This window comes from Stenotrophomonas sp. ISL-67 (genome assembly GCF_018612915.1).
GTDB lineage: Bacteria > Pseudomonadota > Gammaproteobacteria > Xanthomonadales > Xanthomonadaceae > Stenotrophomonas.
The window spans coordinates 148,695-166,006 of the sequence record NZ_JAGGRL010000005.1 but is presented as its reverse complement, the minus strand read 5'-3'; the positions used below and the strand labels follow the sequence as shown (position 1 = coordinate 166,006).

Sequence of the window (17,312 nt, the reverse complement as noted above, 5' to 3'; positions counted from 1 at the left end):
TGGCGGGGGTGGGTTGGTGGGGTCGCCGCAAGTACGTCCATGTAGGCTAAGCAGCGCCATCCATGGCGCCGATTCCCCCACCAACCCACCCCCGCCAACCCCTCGATACGTGGCTGGTGCATCAGGAAAGAGCGAAGCGGGTAGAGCCGAGCTCTGCTCGGCTGCCTATTGCCGATGTGCCGGCCAACTCTGATGGGGGGCGGTAGGTTTATCCATGTCCCGATGGGCTCGTAACAATTCGTAGCCCCGGCCGTTGGCCGGACACCGCGCGCAGCGCGGCCCAACTGTCCGAAGGCTGCAAAATGCGGCGCCGGCAACCCGTCCGACGTTTAAACGTTCCGAACCCACCCACCCGACGTTCATGACCCGGAACGAAGCGCTCCGGCCAACGGCCGGGGCTACCGGTCATTCACCATTCTTCCGGGCGCTGCGCTGGCGGTCGATGCGGAAGATGTAGCGCTGGATGGCGCTGTCGCCGCCGCGCGGGAGGCCATCAAAACACATGCCGATGCGCTTCATTTCCACGCCACTGGGGAGCTGGACCGCGAGCTGGTTGCAGACGATCAGCGAGATCTGCAGCGGGCCGGTGTCGGGCATGTCCAGGCGGGCGTCGTACCGCTTCTGGATGCTGAAGGCACTGCAGTCCACGGGCACGGTCACGGCCAGGCCGCCGCCGCTGATGTCCACCACGCGCAGGTGCAGGGCTTCGCTGCGATCCTCGTTGATCGGGAACAGCAGGTGCGGGGAGTCGGTGAACGGGGTTTCCAGGCGGTACAGTTCGCGGCGCTGCAGGTGCACCAGTTCGGTGGGGAAGGGCACGCGGAAGGCGACGTGGCGATGGTCGCCCGTACGTTCCAGGTTGACCAGGCGGAAGCGGACCATGACCCGGTCCAGCTGCGCGAAGCAGAGCAGGTGGCCGGCGTCTTCGGCGGCGCGGTTGGCCGGTTCGGTCGGGCTGCCATCGAGCAGCAGCCAGTCGTCGTCTTCGTCCAGCTCCAGGATCGCGGTCGGGAACGACTGGTCGCGACCGCCCAGGTGGGCATTGATCAGCGAGCGCTGGTCGATCAGTGCCTGCAGCAGCTGGCGGATCTGCCGGGGGTTGCGGACCAGGTAACGATCGTCCGTGCCGTCTTCGGGGGCGGCATGGGCTGCATCACGGGGGTCAAGGCTGCCTTCGGACATGGACTCTGCTGCGTTGGGCGGATACAGATTTCGTGCGAAATCAGGTCTCTGACCGTTTATCGGCAGCGGTTCACAATAATGTAGGGTGAATATGTATATGAGATACGGCGAGATCCGGATGTCGGTAACCACGACACCCCGCCGCAGCGGGTGTCGTGGGTGGCCGCGTCAGGCGAGGGTTAGAACTCCTGCCAGTCGCCTTCACCGGCCAGCGCCGGTTCGCGGACCGCCGGGCGGCGAACCGGGGCGGCGGCAGCGCGCGGGCGTACCGGCGCCGTGTGGCGTGCGGGCGCAGCCGCAGCCGCTGTTGCCGCTGCGGTGGCGGTCTGGCCCTCCAGTTTGAACAGCGACACCGCGTCGGTGAGGTGGCCGGCCTGTTCTTCCATCGAACGGGCTGCGGCGGTAGCTTCTTCCACCAGCGCCGCGTTCTGCTGGGTGGTTTCGTCCATCTGCATGACGGTCTGGTTGACCTGCTCGATGCCGGCCGACTGTTCCTGCGAGGCCGCCGAAATCTCCGCCATGATGTCGGTGACGCGCTGCACCGAGGCGACGATCTCACCCATGGTGGCACCGGCCTGGTTGACCAGGGCCGAGCCCTCGGCGACCTTGCCGACCGATTCGTCGATGAGACCCTTGATCTCCTTGGCGGCGCTGGCCGAACGCTGGGCCAGGGTGCGCACTTCGGAGGCGACCACGGCGAAGCCGCGGCCCTGTTCGCCGGCGCGCGCCGCTTCCACGGCGGCGTTCAGTGCCAGGATGTTGGTCTGGAAGGCGATGCCGTCGATGACGGTGATGATGTCTGCGATGCGACGCGAGGAGGCGTCGATCTCGTGCATGGTGCTGACCACCTTGCCGACCACCTCGCCACCCTGCGACGCCACCGAGTGCGCGCCGATGGCAAGCTGGTTGGCCTGGCGGGCGTGTTCGGCGTTCTGGCGCACGGTGGAGGTCAGTTCCTCCATCGAGGCAGCGGTTTCTTCCAGGTTGGCGGCCTGCTGTTCGGTGCGGCGCGACAGATCGTTGTTGCCTGATGCGATCTCACCGGCGGCGGTGCTGATGCTGCCCGAGGCGTGCTGGATGCGGCTGACGATCTGGGTGAGCTGGGCCACGGTGGTATTGGCATCGTCGCGCATGCTGGCGAACACGCCGTGGAACTGGCCCTGCATGCGCGCCGTGAGGTCGCCGTTGGCGATGGCCTGCAGCAGGTGCGACAGCTGCGACAGGTTGCCGTCGGCGACTTCCATCATCGTGTTGAGGTGCTCGATCATGACCCGGAAGTCGTGGTCGAAGCGCAGCGCATCGCCGCGCTGGCTGAAATCACCGGCCGCTGCGGCCTGGGCCAGGCTCTGGATCTGGGTATTGATCGCCAGCAGGCTGGCCTTGGCCGCATCCATCGACTCGTGCAGGATCGCGCGGGTGCCGGGCAGGCGGCGCGCATTCGGCGACAGGTCGCCGGCCGCGTACTGGTTGAGCACGTTGATGGCGTCCTTGATGGAATCGAGATGCTCGAAGATCACGGTGTTCACGCCAACCGCCAGCTGGCCATAGACGCCCGGGAAGTCTTCCGGAATGCGGTGGCTGATGTCGGGGCCGGCGTGCATTTCCACCATCTGTTGGGTTTCGCTGGAGAAGCGGCGCAGCATCAGGGTCATGTCGCGGGTGGCGGCCAGCATGCGGCCGGCTTCGTCGGCGGTGGTGCTGGAGGCGATGTTCACCGACAGGTCGCCGCGCGCGACCGACTGGATGGCGTGCATGGCCTGCCGGATCGGGCCGGTGATGGCGCGCGCGATGAGTACGCCCATCGCCACCGCCAGCAAGGTCAGCAGCGACACGGTGATGATGATCGCCACCACGCTGGTGCGGTGGGTGGCGTTGGCGTCGGCGATCTTGGCCTGCATCAGGTTGCTGCTGAAGGCGCCGAGTTCCTTGAGGTCGTCGAACATCTTGCGGCGTGCCGGGCGCGACTTGTCGTCGGATACCTGCTGGGCCAGCACGCCGTCGGCGGCGGCGATGGCCGCACGCATCTCGGCGTTGGCGGCGAAATATACCTCCAGGTCTGAGGCCACTTTTCGGTACAGCACTTTTTCCTGGTCGGCGGCGGGCAAGGCAGCATAGGCGTTCAGCTCGTCGCGTACGATCCTGGCCGAGGCGTCCATGCGCTTGTTGTAGTCGGCCACCTTGTCGGGTTGGTCCAGCATGGTGAGCTGGGCCAGTTCGTAGGTGCGGAACTCGCCCAGCTGCGCGCGTACTTCGCCCAGGTGCTGTACCGACGGAATGTCGTTGTCGGCCATCTCGCCCAGTTCGGCGTTGAGGCTGTTCAGGCGCAGCAGGGCGAACACGCCCAGCCCGATGGTCATCAGGGTGGTGAGGGCAAATCCGACCGCGAGTTTGCGGGCGATGGGCAGATCGTGGAACCACTTCATGCTGGAAACTCCGGGCGGGACGGGGGCGCGCAGCGATGGGCCGCTGGGCGAAAGGTCGAAAGCAGCGAGGCGATGGGGCGTCAGGCAGGCAATGAACGTGTCATCGCTATTGCGGATAACGGCGGCGCGCGATGGTTTCTTGAGTGTTGGATGTCACATTTCTTCGCGGTCCCAAGCACGGCGCGGTTTGCAGCCGATGGTTGCGCAAGCAAGCAACACCAAGGGTTTCGCCATCCGGTAGCGAATGGGCCATCGATACGCGGCCGTATTCCCCCCGACCGACATCACGGTTTTCCATCAGGCGTTCTGGCGCCGGAACGAAGAGCATCCGGCCAACGGCCGGGGCTACCGGGATGCCGGCCTTCGGTTGATTGATCCCGATCCGAATGGGCCCGTAAAAATTCGTAGCCCCGGCCGTTGGCCGGACGCGACCATGTATCCGGAGCCAACGGTTGATTGATCCCGATCCCAATGGGCCGCAAAAATTCGTAGCCCCGGCCGTTGGCCGGACGCGACCATGTATCCGGAGCCAACGGTTGATTGATCCCGATCCCAATGGGCCGCAAAAATTCGTAGCCCTGGCCGTTGGCCGGACGCGACCACGTATCCGGAGCCAACGGTTGATTGATCCCGATCCCAATGGGCCCGCGAAAATTCGTAGCCCCGAAGAGAACGGCAGGAGCCGTTCTCAACGGCGCGACGCGCCGGCCCGAAGGGTGCCCGCCAGGACGGCGGGCATAACGTTGGCCGGACACCGCGCGCAGCGCGGCCCAAGCATCCGAAACCGCGATACCCAACGGTCGGGACGACCCATCCGGCGTTTACACCCACCGAAGCCGCCCGTCAGGCGTTCATGACCCCGGGACGAAGAGCATCCGGCCAACGGCCGGCGCTACCAATCTGCATTACGCCGCCTGCGGCACCCGCAGCGAGCGCACCAGGCCACCAATATCCACGATCAACGCAACCCGACCATCGCCGAGGATGGTGGCACCGGACACCCCACCAATACGGCGGTAGTTGTTCTCGATGTTCTTGACCACCACCTGCTGTTGCCCAACCAGCTCGTCCACTTCCAGCGCGATCTTCTGGCCGTCGCCTTCCACCACAACCACCAGGGAATCATCGTTCGCACGGCGGCCAAAGCCGTAGTACTCGCTGAGCGACAGGATCGGCAGGTACTCGCCCCGCACGCGCAGCACGCGGCCTTCGCCGGCCATCGAACGCACGTCTTCGGCCTGTGGCTGCAGCGCCTCAAGCACGTAAGCCAGCGGCAGGATCACGGTTTCGCCGGCTACCGAGACGGTCATGCCGTCAAGGATGGCCAAGGTCAGTGGCAGCCGGATCAGCACGCGGGTGCCGTTGCCGGCCTTGCTCTCCAGCTGCACTTCGCCCCCCAGCGCCTGGATGTTGCGGCGGACCACGTCCATGCCCACGCCACGACCGGACAGATCCGTGACCGCATCGGCGGTGGAGAAACCGGGCTGGAAGATCAGGTCCCAGACCTGCGCATCGGTGGGGTTGTCGGGTACGCTCAAGCCGCGTTCGAGCGCCTTGGACAGGATCTTGTCGCGGTTCAGCCCGCGGCCGTCGTCGCTGACTTCGATCACGATGTGGCCGCCCTGGTGCGATGCGGCCAGGGTGATGGTGCCGGTCTCGTCCTTGCCGGCGTCGCGGCGGACGTCGGGCATTTCCAGGCCATGGTCGATCGAGTTGCGGACCAGGTGGACCAGCGGGTCCGCTATCTTCTCGATCAGGCCCTTGTCCAGTTCGGTGCCTTCACCGATGGTGCGCAGGCGCACGTGCTTGCCCAGGCGCGAGGAGAGGTCACGGACCAGGCGCGGGAAGCGGCGGAACACCGCATCCACCGGCAGCATGCGCACGCCGATCACCGCTTCCTGCAGGTCGCGGGTGTTGCGTTCGAGCAGATCCAGGCCGGCGAACAGCTGTTCGGCATGCACCGGGTCCAGTGCGTGCGAGACCTGCTTGAGCATGGCCTGGGTGATGACCAGTTCGCCGACCAGGTTGATCAGTGCATCGACCTTTTCCACGGCGACGCGGATGGAGGTTTCCGCCTCGCTCGTGGGCGGCGCGGGCGCTGCTGCGGCGGCCACGGGTGCAGCAGGGGCGGCGGCAGCCGGGGCGCTGGTGGCCAGGCTGGGCGGCGCGGCCGGACGGATGTCCAGTTCGCAGTCGTCCACGACCCAGGCAAACGTATCTTCGATCTTGCTGCGCGGCACTTTACCGACCAGGCCCAGGTCCCACGCAAGGTGGGCTTCGAGCGGGTCGAGCTGGTCGAAGCCGGGCAGGCGGTCCAGCCGCGCGGCGACCTGCAGCGAGCCCAGGTGTTCCAGTTCGCGGATGATGCGCAGCGGATCGTTGCCGCTCATGAACAGCGACGGCGCCGGCACGAAACCGATCTGCCACGCTTCCGGGGTGTCATCGACCTTGGCGATGGCCGGTGCGGCAGCGGCCGGTGCCTGGCCGGACAGCACCGCTTCCAGGCGTGCCTTGACCGCGGCAACCGCCTGCGGATCGGCCGGCTGGCCGTGCTCGGCTTCGCGCAGCAGGGCGCGCAGCACGTCCACCGAGGACAGCATGGCATCCACGGCGGCCGCTTCGAGCGCACGCTTGCCGGCGCGCAGTTCGTCAAGCAGCGTTTCCAGCACGTGGGTCAGCGCGGCGATGGCGTCGAAGCCGAAGGTGCCGGCGCCGCCCTTGATGGAGTGCGCGGCGCGGAACACCGAGTTGATGATTTCCGGATCCTGCTGGCCCGATTCCAGTGCCAACAGGCCCGCTTCCATTGCGTCCAGGCCCTCGCGGCTTTCCTCGAAGAAGGTGGCGTGGAAGCGTTGCAGGTCCATGCTCATGGCAGTTCGGGTCCGGTTACCAAAGGGGAGGGGGAGGCAGGTGGAGATCAGCCCAGGACTTTCTGGACGGTCGCGACCAGCTGTTCCGGGTTGAACGGTTTGACCAGCCAGCCGGTGGCACCGGCCGCCTTGCCTTCGGATTTCTTGTCGGCGGCCGATTCGGTGGTCAGCATCAACATCGGGGTGAACTTGTAGTCCGGCAGCTGGCGCAGTTCGCGGATCAGCGCGATGCCGTCCATGTTCGGCATGTTCACGTCGGTGACCACCGCGTTGAAGCGCTGGCCCTTGGCGCGGCCCAGTGCGACGGCGCCGTCTTCGGCTTCCTCGACGGAAAAGCCGGCCGAGGTGAGGGCGAAGGAAACCATCTGGCGCATCGACGCCGAATCGTCCACCACCAAGATACGTGCGCTCATGCCGCGTTCTCCACAGATTTCAGGTTGTCATGGGTTGCGTCCAGGCCCAGGGCCTGGGTGACACCGAGCAGGCGCGCGGCATCGCGGAAAGTGGCCGTGCAGCCGTCGAACGCCGTCGGGTGGCCGGCCTGGCGGCGGGCCTCGACGAACGCGCACAGGACCTGCACCGACGCGGTATGGATACGGCCCACCTGGCTGGCATCCAGCATCAGGTCGCCGCCCTGGTCCACCAAGGGGGCCAGGCGTGTTTTGAGCTCGGTGCTGGTCTCGATTCCGAGATCATCACCCAGGGCCACAGTGCTCATCGTTGCTCCGGACAAACGGTTCCAAGGTCTATAACGGCGTATTTCGGGAAACCTTTAGGGGGCGTTGTCCATGGGTCGCCCGGCACCGCGTGGGACACGCATGGCGTGTCGCTACGCGGCCGACACAGCCAGGGTGCCGGGTCGGCGTAGAGCCACGCCCTGCGTGGCTGCCGGATATCCCGCAGCCACGCAGGGCGTGGCTCTACGAACGTTCAGATCAACAGCTGCGTGGCGTCCAGCAGGATCATCGGCTGTGCCGTGACCCGGGCCACCCCGCGGAACAGGTCGTTGGAGATCTGGCAGATGCGCGCGGTATCGGGCGGTTCGATCTGGGACTCGGTGAGGTTGGCCACGTCTTCCACGGCCGATACGCGAAGGCCCATGGTTTCGCCGTCTTCCTCCAGCACCACGATCCGGGTGTTGGCATCGTCGCGGGCCGGGCCGGTACCCAGGTGGATGCCAAGGTCCATCACGGGGACCACCTGGCCACGCAGGTTCATGATGCCCAGCATGGCCGACGGGGTGCCGCGCAGCGGCAGCAGCGGCACTGGCAGCACGACCTCCTGCACCTTCAGCAGCTCCAGCGCATAGGCCTGGGCGCCGCAGCGCAGGCGCAGCCAGCGCGAGGTGCGCTCGCTGGCGTGGCGGTCACCGCGTGGGCTGGAGGCGGGATTGCGGGCCTGGGCCTGCAGTTCCTGCCAGCTGCTGGGGTGGCCGGAGAGTGCGGGCGCGGTAGCGGTCGGCAGCGGGCGCGATGCGGCCACGGGTGTCGGAGGCGGCGGTGCAGGGCGGGCGGCCGGCGCGGACGCGGGCACGGGGGCAGCAGGCGGCGCGGTGTCGTGGAGTGCTTCGGCCGGCAGATCGTCCCAGCCGGGACGCGCAGTGTCCTGCGTCGCTGCCACCTCGACCGGACCCAGGGCCGGGTCGTTGAGCAGTTCGTCCAGCAGGGCCAACGCGGCTGGCGCGCCCGGCGACGTAGGCGTGTCGAACGCGGCAGCAGGCGAAGCCGCTGCCATCACCGGTCCCAACGCCGGGTCGTTCATCAGTTCGTCGAGCAGCGCCATGGCGGCGGGTGCGCCGGGTGAGGTCGGCGTATCGAACGCCGGTGCTTCGCCGTCGACCGTGAACGCCGCGCGGATCGCTTCGGCCACGCCGCTGGCTTCTTCCGTGTCGGCGATGACCATCGTGGTGACGGGCACTGCATCGCCCAGCAGTTCCTCGAGATAGTCGTCGAGTACGCCGGTGCCGTTCATGCCGCGCGCTCCATCTGCAGTGCGTCGTCGGACAGGATCCATTCCAGTGCGCGGCGATAGGCAGCCAGGCCACGGCCCGGGTAGTCGTCCGAGGTGGCCGGCACCGTCAGGCTGGCCGCGTTGCAGATGCGCGTATCGACCGGGATCGCGTCTTCCCACACGCGGTGGCCGTGGCGGTCCTGCATCTGCTTGACGGTTTCGTTGCCGGCGCGGGTGCGGCGGTCGAACAGAGTGGGCAGGATCGACATCGGCAGCGGACGACGGCGCGAACGCTCGACCATCTCGCCGGTGCGGACCATGCCATCGAGCCCGTACAGGGCCAGTGGCTCGGCCTGGGTGGGAATGATCAGGCGGTCGGCGGCAGCCAGTGCGTTGATCATCAGCAGGCCCAACGTGGGCGCGCAGTCCAGCAGGATGTAGTCGTGCTGGCCCTGGTGGCGCGCCATCGCGTGCTGCAGGGCCAGGCCGAGGCCGGGCTGGTTGGCGCTGCGGCGCTCCAGCGTGGCCAACGCAGCCTGCGCGCAGATGAAGTCCAGGCCGGGTACCTGACTGTGGTGGGCAACGCTGCCCAGTTCGGCCGGCGGGGTGGCGAACAGTTCCAGCACGCCGGCGGGCGGCGGATCCAGCGGCACGCCGAAGGCGCGGGTCAGCGATGAATGCGGATCGAGGTCGATCAGCAGCACGCGGTGGCCCAGGGCGGCCAGGCCGCGGCCGAGTGCGAGGGTGGTGGTGGTCTTGCCCACGCCGCCCTTCTGGTTGGCGATTGCCCAGATACGCATCGGCTTACTCCTTCATTGCAGGGGGAACGGCGGCGCCAACGCGGCTGCCGGCCGGCACCGGTGGCAGGTGCACCGGGGCGAGGGGGGAAACGGGGGAGGGTGCGGCCGACGCCGGCGCGTTGCCGGTTTCGGCGGTGAGCTGTGGGCCCAGCGGGTCCACGCCCTGCGCGGTGTCGGCCAGGATGATGACCATCACGCGGCGGTTGCGGTTGCGGCCCTGCGCGCTGGTGTTGTCTTCGCGCGGGCGGAACTGGCCGTAGCCGACCATCGCCAGCCGCGCCGGCTGCACGCCCTGGTCGGCGAACAGGTGCACCACGCTGGCCGCGCGCGCGGCCGACAGTTCCCAGTTGGACGGGAACAACGCCGTGGCGATCGGCACGTCGTCGGTATGGCCTTCCACGCGCACGCCATTGGGTGCGTCGTGCAGCACCTGTGCCAGCGAGGCGAGGGTGCTCTTGGCCTGCAGGTCGAGCGTGGCCGAACCGGTGGTGAACAGGATGTCGCTGTTGATCTCCACTTCGATCCACAGCTCGGTGCGACGCACGGTGATCATGCCGCGGTCGATCAGCGGCGCCAGGGTGGCGGTGAGGCGGTCTGCGATGGCGGTGAGCTGGCGCTCGGCGCGCTGCAGCTGTTCCTGGTTGTGCACCGACATCGGCATGCGCATCTGCGAGGCCATCGCCGGCAGCAGGGTGGGGTCGTTGCTGGGCGCGGGCGCGGAGGGGCCGACCCGGTTGCCGGCCTTGATCACCGAGGGGCTGTCCCAGCCGCCGCCCTGCACCTGCTGGTTGCCGACCTGCACCGGGTTGATGGTGCGCGGGGCGCCACCGAAGGCGGTGGTCAGCGCGTCGGCCATGACCCGGTACTTGCCTTCGTTGAGCGAGGAGATGGCGTACATGACCACGAAGAAGGCCAGCAGCAAGGTCATGAGGTCGGCGTAGGGAATCGCCCAGGCCTCATGGTTGGCATGCTCTTCGTGGGCTTTGCGGCGGGCCATGTCAGTGCAGGAAGCCCGACAGGTTGGTCTCGATGTTGCGCGGGTTTTCGCCCTGGGCAATGGAGATCAGGCCTTCGATGATCATTTCGCGGTCGCGGCTGTTGTGGTGGATCACGCTCTTGAGTTTGGCCGACACCGGCAGGAACAGCAGGTTGGCCGAGGCGATGCCGTAGATGGTGGCGGTGAACGCCGCCGCGATGCCGTGGCCAAGCTTGCTGGGGTCGGCCAGGTTCTTCATGACCGCGATCAGGCCCAGCACGGCGCCGATGATGCCCAGCGTGGGCGCATAGATGCCCATGCCTTCGAATACCTTGGACGCGGCCAGGTCCTTGCTTTCCTGGCTGCCCAGTTCGATTTCCATCATGTGCCGGATGGTTTCCGGCTCCACGCCGTCCACCAGCAGCTGCAGGCCCTTGCGCAGGAACGGGTCGTCCTGGGCATCGACCTGGGCTTCCAGGCCCAGCAGGCCCTGGCGGCGGGCAATGTTGCTCCACTCCACGATCTGGCGGATCAGCTCGGCGCGGTCGCTGGCCGGCGGGCGCACCACCCAGCTGACGATCTTGAAGGCGTGCTTGAACACGGGCGGGGAGGTGTGCAGCAGGATGGCGGCGATGGTGCCGACGATGACGATCACGAACGCCGCCGGCGACCACAACGAGGCCAGCCCGGCACCCTTGAGGATGCTGCCGCCGACCAGCGAGGCCAGGGCGAGGAAAAGTCCAATGAGGCTGAGTCTGTCCATTGTTCCGTTATCGGCTTGCAGGAAGGGGTCTTGAGGTTGGGGTTGGTCGGCGGTTCAGCCACGCAGGGCGTGGCTCTACGGCGGGTGGTTGTTCGGCGTGCGGTCAAACCGGGTGGGTCGGCGGTTCAGCCGGGCAGAGCCCGGCGCTACGGGCGGGGCGCCTGCGGCGTAGCGCCGGGCTCTGCCCGGCTGCTCTCAGCGCAGGCCGTCCACGTCGAGGATCAGCGACATGCGGCCGTCGCCGATCAGGGTGGCGCCGGCATAGCCGCGCAGGCCGCGCAGTGCCTTCGGCAGCGGCTTGATCACCACTTCCTCGCGGCCGCGGACCTGGTCCACCACCAGGCCGAAACGCGCTTCACCCGCCTGCAGCACCACGATGGTGAGCAGCGGCGAAGGCACCGGGTCGACCGCCAGCCAGTGGCGCAGGTCGACCAGCGGCAGCGTGTGCGACTTGCGGTCGAGCACCGCGCGCCCGTCGAACCAGCCCAGCGAGGTGTTGGGTGCGTGCAGCACTTCCATCACGCGCGCCAGCGGCAGCGCGTAGACGTCCTCGCCGGCCTGTACCAGCAGGGTGGGCAGGATGGCCAGGGTAAGCGGCACTCGGATCAGGAAGCGGCTGCCACGGCCCAGCTCGGACTGGATCTGGATCTGGCCGCTGAGCTCGCGGATGCGCGACTGCACCACGTCCATGCCGACGCCGCGGCCGGAGATGTCGGTGACTTCCTGCTTGGTGGAGAAACCCGGCAGGAACACCAGGTGCAGGCATTCCTCGCTGGTCAGGCGGGCGGCGGCTTCCGGGTCGATCAGGCCCTTTTCGCGGGCCTTGGCGCGAAGGCGTTCGGGGTCGATGCCGGCGCCATCGTCCTGCACTTCAATGCTGACGTAGTCGCCTTCCTGCTGCGCGGACAGGCGCACGTTGCCGCTGCGGGTCTTGCCCTGGGCTTCACGCAGCTCCGGCATTTCGATGCCGTGGTCGATCGCGTTGCGTACCAGGTGCACCAGCGGGTCGGCCAGCGCTTCGACCAGGTTGCGGTCCAGCTCGGTTTCCGCGCCGACCAGTTCCAGCTCCACTTCCTTCTTCAGGTTGCGGGCGACGTCGCGGGCAACCTTGGGGAAGCGTGAGAAGACCTTGCCGACCGGCTGCATGCGGGTACGCATCACGGCCGACTGCAGGCGGGCGGTGGCGATGTCGAGGGTGGACACGGCGCGGTCCAGCTCTTCGTCGTGCAGGCGTGCGCGCAGGGTCTTGAGCCGGTTGCGCGACAGCACCAGTTCGCCGATGAGGTTGACGATCGCATCCAGGCGCTTGGTATCCACGCGCACCGTGTGTTCGGCTTCGGCCACCGGCTTGTTGGCGGCGGGCTTGGCCGGGGCCGGGACGGCCACCGGGCGCGGCGCGACGGCCGGGGCGGGTGCCGGTGCGGTCACTGCCTGCGCGCCGGGGGCGGCGCCGCCATGCAGCTGGTCGAGCAGCGCTTCGAATTCGTCTTCGCCGATCAGGCCATCGTCGTTCTTTTTCGTGGGCGTCACGGCGGTCGGCGCCGCGCCGCCGTGCAGCGTGTCCAGCAACGCTTCGAACTCATCGTCGGTGATCAGTTCGCCACTGGCCGGTGCCGCAGCGGAGGCCGCCGGAGCGGGCGTCGCCGGGCCGTTGACGTCGAACTGCGCGATCAGTTCCGGCGGGGCATGGCCCGGTTCGGTCCCGGCCGCCACCGAATCCAGCATCGACTGCAGGTAATCCAGCGATTGCTGGGCCGCGTCGAAGTGGTGGGCCTGCAGCACGGCCTTGCCCGAGCGGGCCATGCCCAGGGTTTCTTCGGCGGCGTGGCACAGTTCGACCATGGCCTGGATGCCCAGGAAACCGGCGCCGCCCTTGAGCGTGTGGAAACCGCGGAACACCGCGTTGAGCTGGTCGCTGTCCTGGGGCGACTGCTCCAGCGACACCAGCTGTTCGCCGAGGCGATCCAGGATCTCCTGGGCCTCGAGGATGAAGTCTGCGGCAATGTCGTCTGGAACAGCACTCATGATCTTAAAGTCCCAAATCTGAAAGCAGGTCGTCGGCGTCCACCTGCGACACCTGGTGGCGGTCCAGGCCGCTTACGGCAGGACCGGCCAGGCCGTTGTCGCGCTTGTGGGCGCTGTCTTCCGGCGGTGGCAGGCCGAGTGCGCCAAAGCCTTCGTGCACGCGGCGCACGATGCCGACCACGCGGCGGATGATCTGCCCGGTGAGATCCTGGTAGCTCTGGGTGAGCGCGATCTCGGTCAGGTTGTGGCGGATCCGGTCCAGTTGCTGGTCCTGGTCCGGGCTCAGCCCGTTGGCGCGCAGCTGCTCGGTGAGCGCGCGGCATTCTTCGGCCAGGTCCAGGGTGCGGTGGGTGGCCTGTTCGGTCATCGCCACGACGTGGTCCAGGCGCGCGCAGGCATCGTCCAGCTCGCCGGCCTCGCTGGGCACGGTGGGCAGTTCACCCAGTGCCTGGCCGAGTTCGCGGGCGAGCCGGTTCAGCCCGGCCATCATCGGTTGGGTACGAAGCGCGGCAAGGGCGTCGATTTCCTGGCGCCAACCGGCTTCGTCGCCGCTTTCCAGCGCGGCCAGGGCATCCTGCAGGCGCTGCACCAGCGCCGATTTATCGCGAAGGGTTTCCATCAGGCGCTGGCCGCCAGGCGCTCGAAGATCTTGCCGAGCTTCTCTTCCAGGGTCTGGGCGGTGAACGGCTTGATGATGTAGCCGTTCACGCCGGACTGGGCAGCTTCGATGATCTGCTCGCGCTTGGCTTCGGCGGTGACCATCAGGACCGGCAGGGTCTTGAGCCTGGCATCGGCGCGGATCGCCTTGAGCAGGTCGATGCCGGTCATGACCGGCATGTTCCAGTCGGTCACCACGAAATCGAACGGCTGGCTCTGCAGCAGGGCCAGCGCGGCATGCCCGTCCTCGGCTTCGGCCGTATTGGTGAAGCCCAGATCGCCAAGCAGGTTCTTGACGATACGACGCATGGTCGAGAAATCGTCGACGATCAGGATACGCATGTTCTTGTTCAAAGCACTTTCCTCGGTATCAAGTGTTCTCGAGGCCGGCGTCGGCCGCCTCGAAGATCTTCAGTCGGCCACGCAGGCGCAGCACTGCCTGGCCATGGATCTGGCAGACGCGCGACTCGCTGACGCCGAGCACCGCGCCGATCTCTTTCAGGTTCAGTTCCTGCTCGTAGTACAACGACAGCACCAGCTGTTCGCGTTCGGGCAGCAGGCCGATCGCATTGCCCAGTTCGCGGCCGAACTCGCCGCGTTCCAGTACCTGCTGCGGGGTCGGGCCACCCTGGGCGACGGTATCCAGCTCGCCCTGGTCTTCGATCCGCGATTCCAGGCTCAGCACCTGGCCCCGCGCGGCGTCTTCCATCAGGCGCAGGTAGTCGGGCAGCGGCATGTCCATCGCGGCGGCTACTTCGGTGGCGCTGGCGGCGCGGCCGGTGCTCTGTTCCAGCCGGCGGATGGTGGAGGCGGCGTCGCGGGCACGACGGTGCACCGAGCGCGGCACCCAGTCGCCGCGGCGGATCTCGTCGATCATCGAGCCGCGGATGCGGATCGAGGCGTAGGTTTCGAACGAGGCGCCCTGGTCGGCGTCATAGCTGCGCGAGGCTTCGATCAGGCCCATCATCCCGGCCTGGATCAGGTCGTCCACTTCAACGCTGGCCGGCAGGCGCGCGGCCAGGTGGTGTGCAATGCGCCGGACGAGGTCGGAGTGCTGGGCGATGCACTCGTTGGCGGCGGCGCGTTGCACCTCCTTGTATTGTGCGGCGCCTTTCATGCCGTCACCCCGCGTTGCTTGAGGATGCGTTCCAGGAAGAATTCGACGCTGCCGCGTGGTTCGGTCGGGGCCTGCCAGCGCGCGGTGCGGCGCGCGATCTCGGCGATCGCCTGCGCAGCCGGGCTGGACGGGTAGGCCTTCACCACCGGCTGCTGGCGCTGCACCGACAGGCGCAGCCAGTCGTCCTGCGGCACGTGCCCCAGATAGTTCAGCGAGACATCGGCCAGGAACTTGTCGCAGACGCGGCTGAGCTTTTCGTACAGCACGCGGCCTTCATTGGGGTCGCGCACCATGTTGGCCACGACCTGGACGCGGTCCACGCCGCGCTCGCGCGCGAGCACCTTGATCAGCGCATAGGCATCGGTGATTGAAGCGGGTTCGTCGCAGACCACCACCACGGTGTCCTGGGCGGCTTGGCAGAAGGTCAGCACGCCGTCGGTAATGCCAGCGGCGGTGTCGACCACCATGAAGTCCAGGTCGCGCTCAAGTTCAGAGAAGACGTTGACCAGGCCCACGTGTTCGGCCGGTTGCAGTTCGGCCATGTGGCGGCGTCCGGATGCCGCCGGCACCACCAGCACGCCGCCGGGGCCTTCCAGGATGACCTCATCCAGCGTGCAGCGCCCGGCGACCAGGTCGGCCAGGGTCAGCTTGGGCTGCAGGCCCAGGATCACATCGATGTTGGCCAGGCCCAGGTCGGCGTCCAGCAGCAGCGTGCGCTTGCCCATGCCCGCCAGCGCCACGGCCAGGTTGGCCGACACGTTGGTCTTGCCCACGCCGCCCTTGCCGCCGGTGATGGCGATGGTGCGGACCGGGCCCAGCGGCGGGCTGCGGGTGGCCGACAACGGGAAGGTCCTGGTCAGGTTTTCGTACTCACGCGACGGCATGGTTCAACTCCGGGTTGCAGGGCATATCGGCCGCGCGGCGCAAATCTTCAAGGCGAAGTACAAGATTGGCCGCACTGGCCCGGTGCAGGTCTTCGGGAACATCCTGGCCGTCGGTGACCCAGGTGATCGGCAGGTGGTGGCCGACGGCCACCGACAAGGCGGTGCCGAAGCGGCCGGTCTCGTCCAGCTTGCTCAGCACCACGCCCTGCGGGTTGGCGGCGCTGAAGCGGCGGACCACTTCGTCCATGTCGCCGAAGCTGGTGTTGGCCGGCAGCACCAGCAGGGTGCGGACCTGCTGGGCGGCGCGCAGCCACTGCAGCTGGGCGGCCAGGGCGCGGTCGCGCGGACCCAGCCCGGCGGTATCGATCAGCACCAGCTTGTAGTCCTTCAGGCGCTCAAGCAGCTGGTTGAGGTCGCTGCCGCTGCTGGCTTCATGCACGGCGATGCCGAGCTGGCGGCCGAAGCCGTACAGCTGCTCGCGGGCACCGATGCGGGCGGTGTCGGTGGTGACCAGGGCCACGTCGCGCGCGGCATGGGCTTCGGCGAAGCGCGAGGCCAGCTTGGCGATGGTGGTGGTCTTGCCGGCACCGGTGGGTCCGACCAGCGCGATCACACCCCCCGCCTCGAGCGGGTCGACCGGGGCGATCGGCAGCTTCTTCGACAGCAGGCCCAGCATCAGGCCGCGGCCCCGATGGGCTTCGGTGTCCAGCGGGATCTGCAGGGCCACGTCGCGGCAGATGCCGGCGTCGAAGCCATACTCGTCCATCAGGTCCAGCGCGGAGGCACGCACGGCCGAGCCGCGCAGGCGCTCGTCGGTGAAGCGGTTCATTTCGCGCTCGATGACGGTGCGCATGCCGGCCACTTCATGGCGCAGCTGACGCAATTCTTCATCGTCGCGCACCAGGGTCACCGGTGCGGCGGTCGCGGGTACGGCCGGGGCGACAGGGGCGACCGGTGCGACTGCCGCGATGACGTCGGCCGCCGGTGCCGGTTCGTTGGCGGCCTGCATCGACGGCAGCGCCGGCGGGGCTGCCACGGCCGAATCGTCGATCTGCATGATCGGGCTGGCCGGCCCATGCATCTCAAACAGCGGCGCGTCGTCCAGCGGCGGGTCGATGATGAAACGGGCGCGATTGGCCGGTGCCGGCGCGGCCGCACGAACCGGTGATTCGGCCGGCGCGGCGGCACGCGCCAGGGTCGCGGCAAAGCCGCTGCTGCCCGGCGGCGGCACGATTTCGTTGGCGCTGTCCAGGGTGCGGCCGGTGGCGCCGACGGCGGCGCGGGCCAGCGCAGCCACGGCCGAGGTGGTGGCCGCCACCGGTTCCGGTGCGGTACCCGGTGCCTTGCGGCGGGTGACGGCGGCGATCACCGCGTCGGCGGCATTGCGCGGGCGCGGCGCCGGCGGTGCCGGGGCCACGTCCTTGCGCGCCGCTTCCAGCGCACGCTGTACCGCGCCTTCGTCATAGTTCGCCGCCGCCACGATTTCCACGCCTTCCTCGATCCGGCGATTGGACAGGATCACGGCATCCGGACCGTGTTCCTTGCGCACCAGGTTCATGGCCGAGCGCATATCGGGAGCAACGAAGCGTTTGATTTTCATGCTGTGGTACCGGGACTGGGGCGGCTGGGGGGTGGAAGGGAAGCGCTGGTTGTCGGTGGTCTGCA

Annotated in this window: 14 protein-coding genes and 1 pseudogene; all 15 read right to left on the bottom strand. The window is 67.9% G+C overall.

The window, feature by feature from the left end; translation table 11 throughout:
• Positions 1-405: 405 nt before the first annotated feature.
• The 15 genes and pseudogenes from J7J08_RS07605 to J7J08_RS07535 all read right to left on the bottom strand — a co-directional run bounded on the left by J7J08_RS07605 (position 406) and on the right by J7J08_RS07535 (position 17,247).
• A complete protein-coding gene (locus J7J08_RS07605) occupies positions 406-1,182 on the bottom strand; it encodes a flagellar brake protein (RefSeq protein WP_214903479.1) in 777 nt (258 codons plus the stop codon).
• Between the two features lie 179 nt (positions 1,183-1,361).
• On the bottom strand, positions 1,362-3,605 hold the full coding sequence (locus J7J08_RS07600; protein ID WP_214903477.1) for a methyl-accepting chemotaxis protein: 2,244 nt from the start codon (positions 3,603-3,605) through the stop codon (positions 1,362-1,364).
• A 905-nt stretch (positions 3,606-4,510) separates the two neighbouring features.
• Positions 4,511-6,475: a chemotaxis protein CheA gene (locus J7J08_RS07595; protein WP_214903474.1), complete on the bottom strand. Its 1,965-nt coding sequence runs from the start codon at positions 6,473-6,475 to the stop codon at positions 4,511-4,513.
• Positions 6,476-6,522: 47 nt separating this feature from the next.
• The gene (locus J7J08_RS07590) at positions 6,523-6,888 is read right to left on the bottom strand and encodes a response regulator (protein ID WP_088435039.1); all 366 of its coding nucleotides are present in this window, start codon (positions 6,886-6,888) and stop codon (positions 6,523-6,525) included.
• On the bottom strand, positions 6,885-7,193 hold the full coding sequence (locus J7J08_RS07585) for an STAS domain-containing protein (protein ID WP_214903471.1): 309 nt from the start codon (positions 7,191-7,193) through the stop codon (positions 6,885-6,887). Before J7J08_RS07585 ends, J7J08_RS07590 begins: the two co-directional genes overlap by 4 nt.
• Before the next feature lie 212 nt (positions 7,194-7,405).
• Positions 7,406-8,446 (bottom strand): chemotaxis protein CheW, encoded by a 1,041-nt coding sequence (locus tag J7J08_RS07580; protein ID WP_214903468.1) that lies wholly within the window; start codon positions 8,444-8,446, stop codon positions 7,406-7,408.
• A complete protein-coding gene (locus J7J08_RS07575) occupies positions 8,443-9,225 on the bottom strand; it encodes a ParA family protein (RefSeq protein WP_214903465.1) in 783 nt (260 codons plus the stop codon). The genes J7J08_RS07580 and J7J08_RS07575 overlap by 4 nt, the downstream gene beginning before the upstream one ends.
• 166 nt (positions 9,226-9,391) lie before the next feature.
• A pseudogene (motD, locus tag J7J08_RS07570) lies at positions 9,392-10,222 on the bottom strand (flagellar motor protein MotD); the annotation flags it as partial.
• A gap of 1 nt (position 10,223) precedes the next feature.
• Positions 10,224-10,964 carry a flagellar motor protein gene (locus J7J08_RS07565; RefSeq protein ID WP_214903459.1) on the bottom strand — a complete coding sequence of 247 codons (741 nt, stop codon included), beginning with the start codon at positions 10,962-10,964 and terminating at the stop codon, positions 10,224-10,226.
• A 195-nt stretch (positions 10,965-11,159) separates the two neighbouring features.
• A complete protein-coding gene (locus J7J08_RS07560; RefSeq protein WP_214903457.1) occupies positions 11,160-12,989 on the bottom strand; it encodes a chemotaxis protein CheA in 1,830 nt (609 codons plus the stop codon).
• Positions 12,990-12,993: 4 nt separating this feature from the next.
• On the bottom strand, positions 12,994-13,608 hold the full coding sequence (locus J7J08_RS07555) for a protein phosphatase CheZ (protein ID WP_214903454.1): 615 nt from the start codon (positions 13,606-13,608) through the stop codon (positions 12,994-12,996).
• Positions 13,608-14,000, bottom strand: a complete 393-nt coding sequence (gene cheY, locus J7J08_RS07550) for a chemotaxis response regulator CheY (protein ID WP_214903452.1) — start codon at positions 13,998-14,000, stop codon at positions 13,608-13,610. The genes J7J08_RS07555 and cheY overlap by 1 nt, the downstream gene beginning before the upstream one ends.
• Positions 14,001-14,016: 16 nt before the next feature.
• Entirely contained in the window at positions 14,017-14,763 is a 747-nt protein-coding gene (locus J7J08_RS07545) for an RNA polymerase sigma factor FliA (RefSeq protein WP_214903450.1), read from the bottom strand.
• A complete protein-coding gene (locus tag J7J08_RS07540; protein WP_214903448.1) occupies positions 14,760-15,647 on the bottom strand; it encodes a MinD/ParA family protein in 888 nt (295 codons plus the stop codon). Before J7J08_RS07540 ends, J7J08_RS07545 begins: the two co-directional genes overlap by 4 nt.
• Complete coding sequence (locus J7J08_RS07535; RefSeq protein ID WP_214903446.1) at positions 15,634-17,247, bottom strand: AAA family ATPase; 1,614 nt, start codon at positions 17,245-17,247, stop codon at positions 15,634-15,636. The genes J7J08_RS07540 and J7J08_RS07535 overlap by 14 nt, the downstream gene beginning before the upstream one ends.
• Positions 17,248-17,312 lie beyond the last annotated feature (65 nt).